At 57.3% G+C, this 12,755-nt stretch carries 13 protein-coding genes; 11 read left to right on the forward strand and 2 right to left on the reverse strand.

Annotated features, from left to right (window positions below; translation table 11 throughout):
* Positions 1-185: 185 nt before the first annotated feature.
* Positions 186-1,271: an MBL fold metallo-hydrolase gene (locus RSF91_RS03160; RefSeq protein WP_332567047.1), complete on the reverse strand. Its 1,086-nt coding sequence runs from the start codon at positions 1,269-1,271 to the stop codon at positions 186-188.
* Between the two features lie 120 nt (positions 1,272-1,391).
* Between RSF91_RS03160 and RSF91_RS03165 the strand changes: the two genes are divergently transcribed.
* The 11 genes from RSF91_RS03165 to RSF91_RS03215 all read left to right on the forward strand — a co-directional run bounded on the left by RSF91_RS03165 (position 1,392) and on the right by RSF91_RS03215 (position 12,173).
* A complete protein-coding gene (locus RSF91_RS03165) occupies positions 1,392-1,796 on the forward strand; it encodes a MerR family transcriptional regulator (protein ID WP_332567048.1) in 405 nt (134 codons plus the stop codon).
* Between the two features lie 48 nt (positions 1,797-1,844).
* The gene (locus RSF91_RS03170) at positions 1,845-2,303 is read left to right on the forward strand and encodes a PaaI family thioesterase (protein ID WP_332567254.1); all 459 of its coding nucleotides are present in this window, start codon (positions 1,845-1,847) and stop codon (positions 2,301-2,303) included.
* A 47-nt stretch (positions 2,304-2,350) separates the two neighbouring features.
* The gene (locus RSF91_RS03175; RefSeq protein ID WP_198460770.1) at positions 2,351-3,538 is read left to right on the forward strand and encodes an isovaleryl-CoA dehydrogenase; all 1,188 of its coding nucleotides are present in this window, start codon (positions 2,351-2,353) and stop codon (positions 3,536-3,538) included.
* A 53-nt stretch (positions 3,539-3,591) separates the two neighbouring features.
* On the forward strand, positions 3,592-4,254 hold the full coding sequence (gene can, locus RSF91_RS03180; protein ID WP_332567049.1) for a carbonate dehydratase: 663 nt from the start codon (positions 3,592-3,594) through the stop codon (positions 4,252-4,254).
* A 101-nt stretch (positions 4,255-4,355) separates the two neighbouring features.
* A complete protein-coding gene (gene aceK, locus RSF91_RS03185) occupies positions 4,356-6,203 on the forward strand; it encodes a bifunctional isocitrate dehydrogenase kinase/phosphatase (protein WP_332567050.1) in 1,848 nt (615 codons plus the stop codon).
* A 41-nt stretch (positions 6,204-6,244) separates the two neighbouring features.
* Positions 6,245-7,429 (forward strand): acetyl-CoA C-acyltransferase, encoded by a 1,185-nt coding sequence (locus RSF91_RS03190; RefSeq protein WP_332567051.1) that lies wholly within the window; start codon positions 6,245-6,247, stop codon positions 7,427-7,429.
* 108 nt (positions 7,430-7,537) lie between these two features.
* Positions 7,538-8,650 carry a hypothetical protein gene (locus tag RSF91_RS03195; protein WP_332567052.1) on the forward strand — a complete coding sequence of 371 codons (1,113 nt, stop codon included), beginning with the start codon at positions 7,538-7,540 and terminating at the stop codon, positions 8,648-8,650.
* On the forward strand, positions 8,647-9,276 hold the full coding sequence (locus RSF91_RS03200) for an MSMEG_1061 family FMN-dependent PPOX-type flavoprotein (RefSeq protein ID WP_332567053.1): 630 nt from the start codon (positions 8,647-8,649) through the stop codon (positions 9,274-9,276). Before RSF91_RS03195 ends, RSF91_RS03200 begins: the two co-directional genes overlap by 4 nt.
* 77 nt (positions 9,277-9,353) lie before the next feature.
* Positions 9,354-10,025 carry an SDR family oxidoreductase gene (locus tag RSF91_RS03205; protein WP_332567054.1) on the forward strand — a complete coding sequence of 224 codons (672 nt, stop codon included), beginning with the start codon at positions 9,354-9,356 and terminating at the stop codon, positions 10,023-10,025.
* 46 nt (positions 10,026-10,071) lie between these two features.
* Positions 10,072-11,202, forward strand: a complete 1,131-nt coding sequence (locus tag RSF91_RS03210; RefSeq protein ID WP_332567055.1) for an acyl-CoA dehydrogenase family protein — start codon at positions 10,072-10,074, stop codon at positions 11,200-11,202.
* 179 nt (positions 11,203-11,381) lie between these two features.
* The gene (locus RSF91_RS03215) at positions 11,382-12,173 is read left to right on the forward strand and encodes an alpha/beta fold hydrolase (RefSeq protein WP_332567056.1); all 792 of its coding nucleotides are present in this window, start codon (positions 11,382-11,384) and stop codon (positions 12,171-12,173) included.
* Positions 12,174-12,175: 2 nt separating this feature from the next.
* On the opposite strand, the gene RSF91_RS03220 is transcribed toward RSF91_RS03215, so the two are convergent.
* Entirely contained in the window at positions 12,176-12,667 is a 492-nt protein-coding gene (locus RSF91_RS03220; RefSeq protein ID WP_332567057.1) for a DUF421 domain-containing protein, read from the reverse strand.
* Positions 12,668-12,755 lie beyond the last annotated feature (88 nt).

The raw sequence follows: 12,755 nt of genomic DNA on the forward strand, positions 1-12,755 counted from the left end.
TCTTACAGAGAAAAACCCCGTAATCGAAAGATTACGGGGTTTTTTATTTGCGGAACGCAAAAACGCTGAAGGCTGGGCCATTAAAAAGCAGAGCGAGCTTACGCTCGCTGTGATTGGGATTCGGAGCCAAACAACCTGAAAATCCATAAAAAGAGAGCGCTATGCGCTCTCTTTTTATGGGGAAGTTATTGAGTCATAGCGGGTAGTTGGAAGCGGAGAACACCCTTCTGATCTACTCTGCGCTCCAACTGTTTGCTGAACCACAGGTAGTGGAGGTGAGCCAGAGCTTCGCCCATGGCAAATGTCATCTGGTGTGTGTCTAGCTGGCGTTTGAAGAGGATGGGCAAAATGTCTGCGGCGCTGAGAGACTGGGTTTGTGCCGCTTCCATGATGCCGTTCAGATGTTCTTGGTGGTGATCTAGTAGTTGCTGAATTCGTTGATGGAGACCTGTAAATGGTTTGCCATGTGAGGGCAGTACATAAGTATCCATAGGCAGTGCAAAGTAGCGCTGCAGTGATGTGAGAAATAGTTGAAGTGGATTGGCTTCAGGCTCGCTGGAGTGCACGCTGACATTGGCCGATATGCGTGGCAGCACCATATCGCCGCTGATGAGTAGATTGAGGTCTGGGCAGAATAAGGCCATGTGCTCGGGGGCGTGGCCATAGCCTGCGATGCATTGCCAGTTGCGGCCGCAGATATCGATGTCAAAGCCATCCATGATGCGGTGATAGGTGTCTGGAATGGGCGCAACCAGCGAGGAGTAATAGCTGCTGCGGGTGCGTACATGCTGGAGAAATTCTTCGTTTCTTTGCCCATGCAGGCTGTAGAAATCCGCACCGGATTCGCCGCCGAAGCCATCTTGGTCTTTCATGGCGACACGGGCTACGTTGTAGTCGGTAGCACTTATCCACAGGGGGGCATCCCAATGTCGACTAAGCCATCCGGCTAGGCCGATATGGTCTGGGTGCATGTGGGTGACGATGATGCGAAGAACCGGTAAGCCTTCGAGCTGGGTTGCAAAAATCTGCTCCCATTGCTGACGTGCTTCGCTGCGGTTGACGCAGCAATCCACAATAGTCCAACCTTCGCGTATCTCGCCGTGCATGTCGACCTGCCGATCACGTAGCAGCCACAGGTTGATATGGTCGAGCGCAAACGGCAGGGACATGCGAATCCATTTGATGCCGGGAGCTACCTCGATGGTTTCAGCGAGGCCTGGCAAAGTGTCATCCAGAGGGTAATGGAGTGCGGATTCGTGGCTTGATTTCATAGTGCAGGATATCGTTTAGCATTGACGTTAACGTAAACGTCAGTTTTATAAAAGCATTTTAGGGACCAGGCCACTCTTTGTAGTCGCCTGAGTGATGCAAGACTTCACCCAGACAGAATCATGTTGACCAGTTACACCATCAGCGATCTTGCCAAAGAGTTCGATCTCACCACACGGGCGATTCGTTTTTATGAGGATATGGGCTTGCTGCAGCCCGAGCGCTCGGGAACTGGGGGGCGTAATCGTGTGTATTCGGCCCGAGACCGCGCACGTCTGCGCCTGACATTGCGAGCGAAGCGACTGGGCTTGTCGCTTTCGGAGGCCAAGGAAATCATTGATATGTATGACAGCCCGCGCGATACCGGCGTGCAGTTGCGCAAATTTCTGGATGTGCTGGCTGTGCACCGCAAACAGCTTGAAGGGCAGATGGCTGATCTGCAGGTGACTCTGGAAGAGGTGCGTGAGCAGGAGAAAGAAGCGCGTAGCTTGTTGAAGAAAAGCGAGAGCAAAATGCCGCATAATTGACGTTTACGTAAACGTCAATTGATAGAGCTTTGCTACTGGGAGTTGCCAATGTCAGCTTTGGGTGCGGATGAGGTTCTGGACTTCGCGAGCCGGGTGAGGGAAAGCTTTTCCCGCCAAGGAGCCATGGGCACACTTGGGGCCGAGCTGACCCGTATCGAGTCTGGCACTGTGGATATCTGTCTTGACTGGGCGTCCGGGTTGACCCAGCAACATGGCTTTTTACACGCCGGCATGGTGTCCACTGCGCTGGATTCGGCCTGTGGCTATGCAGGGCTGACGCTGATGCCCGCCGATGCAGCGGTGCTTACGATTGAATTCAAAATCAATTTATTGGCACCAGCCAAGGGCCAGCGCTTTCGCATGGAAGGCCGCGTTATCAAGCCGGGGCGCACGATTACCGTATCTGAGGGCAAAGCGTTTGCCATTGATCAGGGAAAAGAAAAATTGATTGCCACGATGAGTTGCACCTTGATGTGTGTGCAGCATCGTGAGGGCATCAATAACTAGAGATTCACAACTGAGACCCGCCAGACCAATACCTACAGGAGACAACCATGAGCCTTGCCAATCTGCCAGGACTGAACTTTCAGCTCGGTGAAGATATTGATGCGCTGCGCGATGCCGTGCGTGACTTTGCGCAGAGCGAGATTGCGCCGCGTGCGGCTGAAATTGATCGTACTGACCAGTTCCCCATGGATGTATGGCGCAAGTTTGGTGAGCTGGGCGTGCTGGGCATCACCGTCTCTGAGCAGTATGGCGGGGCCAATATGGGCTATCTCGCCCACATGGTTGCGATGGAGGAAATCTCGCGTGCCAGTGCTTCCGTGGGCCTGTCTTACGGGGCGCACAGCAATTTGTGTGTGAACCAGATCAACCGCAACGGCACTGAGGCGCAAAAAGCCAAGTACCTGCCCAAGCTGATCAGCGGCGAGCATGTGGGCGCTCTGGCTATGAGCGAGCCGGGTGCTGGCTCAGATGTCATCAGCATGAAGCTCAAGGCTGAGGACAAGGGCGGCTATTACCTGCTCAATGGCAGCAAGATGTGGATTACCAATGGCCCCGACGCAGACACGCTGGTGGTTTACGCCAAGAGTGAACCTGAAATGGGCGCGCGCGGGGTGACGGCCTTTTTGATCGAGAAAGGCATGCCCGGTTTTTCGATTGCGCAAAAGCTGGACAAGCTGGGCATGCGTGGCAGCCACACGGGTGAGTTGGTGTTCCAGAATGTGGAAGTGCCGGCTGAAAACATCCTTGGCGGCCTGAACATGGGTGCCAAGGTGTTGATGAGCGGACTGGACTACGAGCGTGCTGTGCTCACAGGCGGACCACTGGGAATCATGCAAAGCGTGATGGATAACGTGGTTCCGTACATTCATGACCGCAAGCAATTTGGCCAGAGTATTGGAGAGTTTCAGCTCATCCAGGGCAAGGTGGCAGACATGTACACCGTGCTGCAAGCGGGCCGATCTTTTGCTTATACGGTCGCTAAAAATCTTGATCTTCTGGGAACTGACCATGTCCGACAGGTCCGTAAAGACTGCGCCAGCGTCATTCTCTGGTGCGCCGAGAAGGCCACCTGGATGGCTGGCGAGGGCGTACAAATCTATGGTGGCAATGGGTATATCAACGAGTATCCGCTCGGCCGACTGTGGCGAGATGCGAAACTCTATGAGATTGGTGCCGGCACCAGCGAAATTCGCCGCATGTTGATTGGTCGCGAATTGTTTGCTGAAACCTGCTGAAAAAGCAGGAGCTGCGCCATTCTTTCAACCACCAAAAAAAGAAGGATAGCTTCATGACAACGACCTCCATCGAAGAATTGTTTGTCCACAACCGCGAATGGGCAGACCAGATGGAGCGTGATCGTCCTGGTTTCTTTACCGGACTGATGGCGCAGCAAAAGCCCAAGTACATGTGGATCGGTTGCTCTGACAGCCGCGTCCCTGCCAACCAGATCACAGGTCTGGAGCCCGGCGAGGTATTTGTGCACCGCAACGTGGCGAACGTGGTGGTGCCCAGCGATCTGAACTGCCTGTCCACCATTCAATACTCCGTCGATCACCTGAAGATCGAGCACCTGATGGTCGTCGGCCATTACGGCTGCGGTGGCGTGTATGCCGCACTGAATAACCTGCGTCTGGGTCTGGTGGACAACTGGACTCGCCACGTGCGTGACGTGCGCGACAAGCACATCAAGCTGCTGGAAGGCATCTCCACCCAGTTTCGTCACGATGCAATGTGTGAGCTGAACGCGATTGAGCAGGTCGTCAACGTGGCCCAGTCAACGGTGATGCAGGATGCCTGGGCGCGTGGCCAGAAGGTTACGCTGCACGGTTGGTGTTATGGCCTGAACAATGGTCACATCACCAACCTCGAAATGACGGTGCCTGATGTGGGTGGTATGGAAGATGTCTATAACAAGGCGATTGAAAAAGTCGCAACCCGCAAGCGCGGCTGATTGCTGCCCTGCGCGCAATAGTGCTCCAGCGCTGGGTGTGGGCCTTGGCCGCATCCAGCTTGGCGGCACTGCTTTATTGATACTGGAGCGACTGGCCCGCCATGTTTCCGCAACGACTGGACGCCCCCGAGGCCTATGCCATTGCACAGGCTCTCATGCATGGCTTCAACCTCTACTACCGCACGTTCAATGCGGTGGCTGCCAACGCCAAGCAGCGCTTTGAGTCCATGGACTGGCAGAGCCAGCAGCAGGCCCAGCGAGAGCGCATAAAGCTTTATGACCTGCAGGTGCGCGCCTGCATTGAAAGGCTCGAGGGCGAATTTGCAACCAGCCAGCAATCTATGGCGGTATGGCAGCAAGTCAAGCTGCATTACATCGGCTTGATGGTCGACCATCTGCAGCCTGATCTGGCGGAGACTTTCTTTAACTCCGTCACCACCAAAATTCTGCACCGCACGCACTTTCAGAACGACTTCATCTTCGTGCGTGCTGCAGTAAGTACCGAGTATTTAGAGAACCCTGCGCCGGGTGCTGTACCGACATATCAGGTCTATTACCCAGTCAACCTTGAGCAACTGGAAGGCGCACTGCAAACCGCGTTAGAGCAGCTGCAGTTGCTTGGCCCCTTTGAGGATTTGCCGCGCGATGTGCATTTGCTGGCTGAGCGCGTGCGTGAAAAACTGGCCGGGCTGACGCTGCGTGCCAACTTCCAGATACAGGTGCTCTCCAACCTTTTCTATCGCAACAAAGGCGCGTATCTGGTGGGCAAGATCATCACCGGCTACACAGAGCTGCCTCTGGCCATTCCCATTCTGCATGGCAATAAAGACCAGCTCATCTTGCACGCGGCCTTGTTTGGTGAAGATGACCTGCATGCGCTTTTCAGCTTTGCCCGGGCTTACTTCATGGTGCACATGGAAGTGCCCAGTGCGTATGTCAGCTTTCTGCGCAGTCTCATGCCGCGCAAACCGCGTGCCGAGATTTACAACGCGCTGGGGCTGGCCAAGCAGGGCAAGACGCTGTTCTACCGCGATTTTCTGCACCACCTGCGCCACTCCAGCGACCAGCTGCGCATTGCGCCCGGTATCAAAGGGCTGGTCATGCTGGTGTTTGATCTGCCCAGTTTCCCCTACGTCTTCAAGCTCATCAAAGACCGCATCGCCAGCAGCAAGGATGTGACCCGTGCGCAGGTCAAGGCGAAGTACCTGCTGGTCAAGCAGCATGACCGTGGTGGCCGCATGGCGGACACCATGGAGTACAGCCTTGTCTCCTTCCCGCGCAGCCGCTTCAGTGAAGAGCTGCTGGCCGAGCTGCAGGCGCAAGCCCCTGATCAAATCGAGATCAGCGACCGCGATGGTGATGGGCAGGAAGAGGTCATCATCAGTCACCTCTACATTGAGCGGCGACTGGTGCCACTGAACCTGTTTTTGATGGAGTGCCTGGCAGAGGCTGATACCAAACCGGCCCGCCGCGCCGCCATGGAGCGCGCTATTCTCGAATATGGCAACGCCATCAAGGATCTGGTCGCCACCAATATCTTCCCGGGCGATATGCTGTGGAAGAACTTTGGCGTGACGCGTGGTGGCAAAGTTGTTTTCTATGACTACGACGAGATTGAGTACCTGACTGACTGCAACTTCCGCAACGTGCCTGAGCCGCGCAATGAGGAAGAAGAAATGTCTGGCGACATCTGGTATTCGGTCGGGCCCAAGGATGTATTTCCTGAAACCTTTGGCCCGTTTTTGCTGGGCCACCCTGCCGTGCGTGACATCTTCATGCGCCACCACGCGGACTTGCTGGAGAGCGACTTCTGGCGTGCTCACCAGAGCCGCATTCGCGATGGCCACTTTGTCGATGTGTTCCCGTATGAGCGCAGCCGCTTTCTGCATGAAGGGGATGCCGGGCTGGACACGAACACTTTCAATATTTCCGCTAATAGCCTCAACTGAAGAGGCAGATCGTACCTATCCATCTTTGAAGGAGACAAACCGTGCATCAAGACCCCGTCGTAATCGTCAGCGCCGCCCGCACACCAATGGGCGCGTTTCAAGGTGATTTTTCCGATCTGGCCGCCCATGACCTGGGTGGCGCAGCCATCAAGGCCGCGGTAGAGCGCGCAGGCATCAAGCCCGAGCTGGTAGAGGAAGTGCTGTTTGGCAACTGCCTGATGGCTGGGCAAGGTCAGGCGCCTGCGCGCCAGGCTGGCTTTAAAGGCGGGCTGCCGCAAAGCACGGGGGCGGTAACGCTCTCCAAAATGTGCGGCGCGGGCATGGAGGCAACGCTTCTGGCGCACGATCAACTCATCGCTGGCAGTCGTGACGTGATGGTTGCCGGTGGCATGGAAAGCATGACCAATGCGCCCTATTTGCTGAAAAAAGGCCGTGGTGGCTACCGCATGGGTCACGACAAGATCTTCGACCACATGATGCTGGACGGTCTTGAAGACGCCTATGAAGAGGGCCGCTCCATGGGCACTTTTGGTGAAGACTGCGCTGCCAAATACAGCTTTACCCGTGAGGCACAAGACGCCTTTGCCATCGCCAGCGTGCAGCGCGCCCAGGCCGCCACAGAAAGCGGTGCGTTTGCTGCTGAAATCACGCCTGTCACTGTCAAAACCCGCAAGGGCGATGTGACGGTGAGCGTGGATGAAGGACCGGGCAAGGCCAAGCCCGAAAAGATCAGCAGCCTCAAACCAGCGTTCAAGAAAGACGGCACCATCACTGCCGCTTCCAGCTCCAGCATCAACGACGGCGCGGCTGCCATGGTGCTGATGCGCGAATCTACCGCCAAGCAACTGGGTTGCAAGCCGCTGGCGCGCATCGTCTCTCACGCCACGTTTGCGCAGGCACCTGAGTGGTTTACCACGGCCCCTGTGGGCGCCACCGAGAAGGCGCTGAAGAAGGCTGGCTGGGCGGTGGGCGATGTGGACCTGTGGGAAATCAACGAGGCTTTTGCCGTCGTACCCATGGCATTGATGGCCGATTTGAAGGTGCCGCACGACAAGGTCAACGTTAACGGCGGAGCTTGCGCCCTGGGTCACCCCATTGGTGCCAGCGGTGCGCGCATTCTGGTCACCTTGATCCATGCGCTGCAAGCGCGTGGCAAGAAAAAAGGTCTGGCCACGTTGTGCATTGGTGGCGGTGAAGCCACGGCCATGGCGATTGAGCTGATCTGACGCTGTTTGGGTTGAACCGTCACTGGATTGCTCTACAGTGATCGCATGTTCAACGGATTGCACGCATTCGTTTGTGAATGCGTGCAGATCATTTTGCGGAAATCACCCATGAGCGCAGACCTTCCACACGAGCACAGTGACACTGAGCAGCCGCTGACACAGCAGCAGATTGAGGCCTTCTGGAGCGACTTCTCCAGTCAGCTGAGCGAGCTGGAGGCACTGGATGGCCACGAATTTGTGGAACGCGCCAATGAAGTGCTGCAGCAATACGCGCCGGGTCTGAGTCTGGAGCTCGAAGGCAAGCTCAAGGAGCCTGGCTCCAAGCTGGTGATTTCTGCCCATGGCAATACCGCTCAGTTTGAAAATGCTCAGGCCATGGTGCGCAAAGCACCGCAATTTGAGCACTACAGCGTGCAGGCATTTCGCAGCCGTGCGCTGGGCAGCAACTTTGGCATGCGCATGGATGGTTTCGAGCTGGCCTGCTCCGATGTGCGCGTGGGCTACTTCAATGCCGGCGGTATCACCGGGCTCAAGCTCTCGTTTGAGAAAAGCATTGCGCCAGACATGATCGAGCAAGCGCAGCACATGACTTTCATCATGCTGGACCATGTGCTGGGTGAGTGGGACTTTTCAGTGCGCGTAGGTCCGGTCGAGTTTGTCGATGAAGTGCCTGATGATGTGCATGGCACGGCGCTGCTGTCTGACTTCCCCCCCATTTTTGATGCCTTCATTCGCAAGCAACTGGGGCGCAGCTACGAGTTCCCGCAAGAAGATACCGACCGCTGGATTTCTCTGGAAGTCCGTGCCCACGGCGCTGCTGAAGACTCACCGCCCGATATTCTGACCTTTCACGACGGTGCCAATGCCGTGGCCACACGTGCCGACCTGTCGCACTTTCTGGAGTGGCGCATGCGCTTTTCCAGTCAGGAAGAGCTAGACGGCGTGCGCGATGCGCAGGATGCGCTGGATGAGCAGCTCAGCAGCCAGCAGCGCGGCATTCTGGCGTTCTCGCGCATTGAAGACATGCGCTCGCGCGTTGCCACGTACTATGTGGAAGACCCCGTCCATGCCATGCAACTAGCGCAGCAACTGGCCAAGCAGAATGCGCCGGGACTGGAGCCGCAGCTGTCGGTGATTTTTGATCCTTCGTGGAACGAATATCTGTCGCTGTACGCCGCTGTTCATCGCAATGATCGCCAGCAGGAGGCCCTCGTTTCATGATCACTTCGCGTGAGCAATTGCAGCAGCTTTATGCAGCGCCTGCGGAGCGAGCTCTGCTCAAGCAGCAGTGGGCGCTTGACCGCTACTGCCTGCGCTTTATCGCCCTGTCGCCATTTCTGGTCATGTCCACGGGCGGCAGCAACGGCAGTTTGCTGGATGCGTCGCCGCGTGGCGGCAAGCCCGGCTTCGTCAAGGCTGCAGACTCCAATACGCTGCTCATCCCCGATGCGGGTGGCAACAACCGGCTGGATAGTCTGTGTAATCTGGTCGACGACCCGCGTCTGGGTTTGCTGTTTTTTGTACCGGGCTTTGACGAGACCTTGCGCGTTAACGGCACGGCCCAGTTGCGCGATGAGGCGCATTACACAGCGCTGTTTGCCAGTGATTACTTTCGGCCCAAGCTGGTCATTGAAGTCAATGTGAAAGAGGCCTATCTGCACTGTGCCAAGGCGCTGATGCGATCCAAGCTGTGGAGCGCCGAGGCACAGGTGTCACGCAATGTCATGCCCTCGCTCAATCAGATCATTCAGTCGCAGATGGGCATCACCACCGAGCCTGAAGCACAGGAGCTGATGGTCGCCCGCTACAAGGCCGTGATTGCAGCCGAGGAACTGAAGAAAACTTGATAGCGGCTAGCGCTTTATTTCAAAGGAATTTTTATGAAAACAACATTGAAATCCATTCTCGATAAGCGCAAGCAGCTATGAAATCAATACTGATCTTGGGCGCCTCGCGCGGGCTGGGGCGGGCTTTGACAGAGGCCTATCTGGCACAGGGCCAGCGCGTGATTGCTACCGTGCGCAAGAGCGAAGACATGGCCCCGCTGCAAGCGCTGGGTGCGCAGGTGCTGCAGGTCGATCTGGCTGACCCCGCCAGCGTCAGCGGTCTGGCCTGGCAGCTTGATGGCAAAAGCATCAATCTCGCTCTGTATGTAGCAGGCGTTTGGGATGGTCATGCCGCTGGCGTGCCGCCCACGCAGCAGCAGTTTGACAAGGTCATGCACAGCAATGTGCTGGGCTTTATGCAGGCCCTGCCGCAGATTGCGCCCATGGTGCAAGAAACAGGCGGCGTGATTGCAGCGTTCTCCAGCGAGATGTCTTTGCTCGGCAGTGCCGACGAAAGCGCATGGCTGTACCGCGTTAGCAAGGCGGCGCTCAATATGGCGGTGGCCTCTGCCTGCCAGCAATGGCCGGGCCTGACCTTGCTGGCGCTGGACCCCGGCTGGACGCAGACCGACATGGGCGGCCCCGGTGCCACCGTGCCTCTGGCTGATAGCGTCAAAGGGCTGATGAATGTGCTGGCGCAGGTGCAGCCCGAAGACCGTGGCAGCTTATGGCGCTACGACGGCACAAAAACAGAGCTTTTGGGTGCTTGAGCCAAGTTAGAACATAGGTATCCAGCTATCAATATCGGAGACATTCATGCTGCTGAACCAGGACCAGGAAATGATCCGCGATGCCATGCGCGACTTTGTGCGTGAGCAAATCACCCCACACGCCGCGCGCTGGGACAAGGAGCATCACTTCCCCAAAGATGTGCATCAGGGGCTGGCCGCACTGGGCGCTTACGGCATCTGTGTGCCTGAGGAGCTGGGCGGCGCGGGCATGAACTATCTGAGTCTGGCGCTGGTGCTGGAAGAGATTGCAGCGGGCGACGGCGGCACCAGCACCGTCATCAGCGTGACCAACTGCCCGGTCAACGCGATCTTGATGAAATACGGCAACGCCCAGCAGCAGGAGTTCTGGCTGCGTCCGCTGGCGCAAGGCAAGATGCTGGGCGCTTTCTGTCTGACCGAGCCGCATGTGGGCTCAGATGCGTCGGCGCTGCGCACCACGGCCGTGCGTGATGGAGGCGACTACGTCATCAACGGTGTCAAGCAATTCATCACCAGCGGCAAGAATGGCGATGTGGCCATCGTCATTGCCGTGACGGACAAGGCGGCGGGAAAGAAGGGCATGAGCGCCTTTATCGTGCCCACCAGCAACCCCGGCTATCAGGTCGCGCGGCTGGAAGAAAAACTGGGCCAGCACAGCAGCGATACGGCGCAGATCAACCTTGAAAACTGCCGTATTCCCGCTGCTAACTTAATTGGCGCGGAAGGCGAGGGCTACAAGATTGCCCTGAGCGCTCTGGAAGGCGGGCGCATCGGCATCGCCGCCCAAAGCGTGGGCATGGCGCGTGCTGCATTTGAATGCGCGTTGCAATACAGCAAAGAGCGCGAGAGCTTTGGCCAACCCATCTTCAATCATCAGGCCGTTGGCTTCAGGCTTGCGGAATGCGCTACACAAATTGAAGCAGCACGGCAGCTCATCTGGCATGCGGCCAGCCTGCGTGATGCAGGCTTGCCATCCTTGAAAGAAGCGGCCATGGCCAAGCTTTTTGCCAGCGAAATGGCCGAGCGTGTGTGCAGCGCGGCCATCCAGACGCTGGGCGGGTATGGCGTGGTGAACGACTTCCCCGTGGAGCGCATTTACCGCGATGTACGCGTGTGCCAGATTTATGAAGGGACCAGCGACGTGCAGAAAATCCTCATCCAGCGCGCGCTGGCCTGATGCGCAAGCGGGGCTGCGCGCAAATGCCCACACTTGTCAACCGCCACCGCCGGTGTTGTGGTGCTCTAGGGCCAAGCCGGTTGCCGATGTCACAAGGCCTGCCTAGGATGTGATCAGTGGGATCGATCTTCTACGAGAGGTCCCAAGGGTTTCCACCATTTGAAGCAGGAGTCCAGCGCATGCCTTTTGCCCAGGTCAATGGCCAGAACATCTACTACGAAGACACAGGAGGGCGCGGCCCGGCGATTGTGTTCTCGCATGGCCTGCTCATGGATCACACCATGTTTGAGCCGCAGATACAGGCGTTGCAGGGGCGCTACCGCTGCATCAGCTGGGACGAGCGCGGCCATGGGCAGACTGCGGATCCCGAGCATTGTGAGTCGTTCACCTATTACGACTCTGCCGATGATCTGGCGGCGCTGCTCAAGCATTTGGGCGTGGATAAAGCCGTGCTGGTGGGCATGTCGCAAGGCGGCTATCTGTCGATGCGCTGCGCGCTGATTCACCCTGAGGTGGTGGGGGCGCTGGTGTTGATAGATACGCAAGCCATGCTGGAAGACCCCGAGCTGCTGCCGCATCACGAAGCCTTGCTCAAAGCGTGGATGGAGCATGGCCTGTCTGACGATATGGCAAGCACTGTGGAGCAGATTATTCTTGGCCAGGGCTGGGAGGGCGCTGCGGAGTGGCGTGCCAAATGGAAGCAGGCCTCCCCCGTCAATCTGGGGCAGAGCTTTGTGGCGCTGGCGCTGCGTGATGACATCAGCCCGCGTCTGGCAGAAATCAAAGTACCTGCGTTGGTGATCCATGGCGATAAAGATGCGGCGATCAGCGTAGAGCGCGCGCGGGCCATGTTCAAGGCCTTGCCCAATGCACAGTGGGTGGATGTGGCGGGCGCAGGCCATGCCGCTAATCTCACGCACCCAGAACCTGTGAATGCCGCCATCCAGCAGTTTCTGGATCAGCTGCACTGAACTCAGGCTTCGCCCAGGTCCGCCGCGCTGCGCTTGCGCAAAACCACGGTGATCTGACCATTGGTTTCGATGGTCGCGCGCTCTACATCATGGGCGTTCAGGCAGCCATTGGAGCGCAGGGCAGCCGCCAGGTCTTCCGCCGTAATCTGCTCTTGCGTCATCAGGTTTGGCTGCACCAATCCCTGGTGAATCAAGACCATGGGTTTGCCGTTCACCAGCTTGCGCAGACTGGCAAAGTGATAAGTCAGGCGCGAGAGCAGCGCATGGCAGGCGATGAGCGTGCTGGCGCTGATAAGGCCGCCAATCAGCGAGTTATCTCCCGCATTCATGGAGTTCTGTACCGCGTTGGAAAGTATCAGCAGCAGCACCAGATCAAAGGGGGCGTACTGCCCTGTCTGGCGCCTGCCGGTGATGCGCAGAAACACCAGCAAAAACAGATAGACGGCGACGCCGCGAACCACAAACTCCCACCAGGGAACCGCCATGGCCAACATAGACACTCCTTTGAACTGCGAGCACTTTGCGCTTGCGTGCAGGTCTGTGCAAGCGAAGCCTGCATGCTCCGCATTGGGCCGACAATAT

It is taken from the genome of Comamonas sp., assembly GCF_036643215.1.
GTDB lineage: Bacteria > Pseudomonadota > Gammaproteobacteria > Burkholderiales > Burkholderiaceae_C > Comamonas.

Coding starts and splice junctions, on each gene's coding strand:
- can (WP_332567049.1), top strand. CDS start 3,592: ATGACAACGACCTCCATCGAAGAATTGTTTGTCCACAACCGCGAATGG.
- RSF91_RS03175 (WP_198460770.1), top strand. CDS start 2,351: ATGAGCCTTGCCAATCTGCCAGGACTGAACTTTCAGCTCGGTGAAGAT.
- aceK (WP_332567050.1), top strand. CDS start 4,356: ATGTTTCCGCAACGACTGGACGCCCCCGAGGCCTATGCCATTGCACAG.
- RSF91_RS03220 (WP_332567057.1), bottom strand. CDS start 12,667: ATGTTGGCCATGGCGGTTCCCTGGTGGGAGTTTGTGGTTCGCGGCGTC.
- RSF91_RS03215 (WP_332567056.1), top strand. CDS start 11,382: ATGCCTTTTGCCCAGGTCAATGGCCAGAACATCTACTACGAAGACACA.
- RSF91_RS03205 (WP_332567054.1), top strand. CDS start 9,354: ATGAAATCAATACTGATCTTGGGCGCCTCGCGCGGGCTGGGGCGGGCT.
- RSF91_RS03210 (WP_332567055.1), top strand. CDS start 10,072: ATGCTGCTGAACCAGGACCAGGAAATGATCCGCGATGCCATGCGCGAC.
- RSF91_RS03170 (WP_332567254.1), top strand. CDS start 1,845: ATGTCAGCTTTGGGTGCGGATGAGGTTCTGGACTTCGCGAGCCGGGTG.
- RSF91_RS03160 (WP_332567047.1), bottom strand. CDS start 1,271: ATGAAATCAAGCCACGAATCCGCACTCCATTACCCTCTGGATGACACT.
- RSF91_RS03200 (WP_332567053.1), top strand. CDS start 8,647: ATGATCACTTCGCGTGAGCAATTGCAGCAGCTTTATGCAGCGCCTGCG.
- RSF91_RS03195 (WP_332567052.1), top strand. CDS start 7,538: ATGAGCGCAGACCTTCCACACGAGCACAGTGACACTGAGCAGCCGCTG.
- RSF91_RS03165 (WP_332567048.1), top strand. CDS start 1,392: ATGTTGACCAGTTACACCATCAGCGATCTTGCCAAAGAGTTCGATCTC.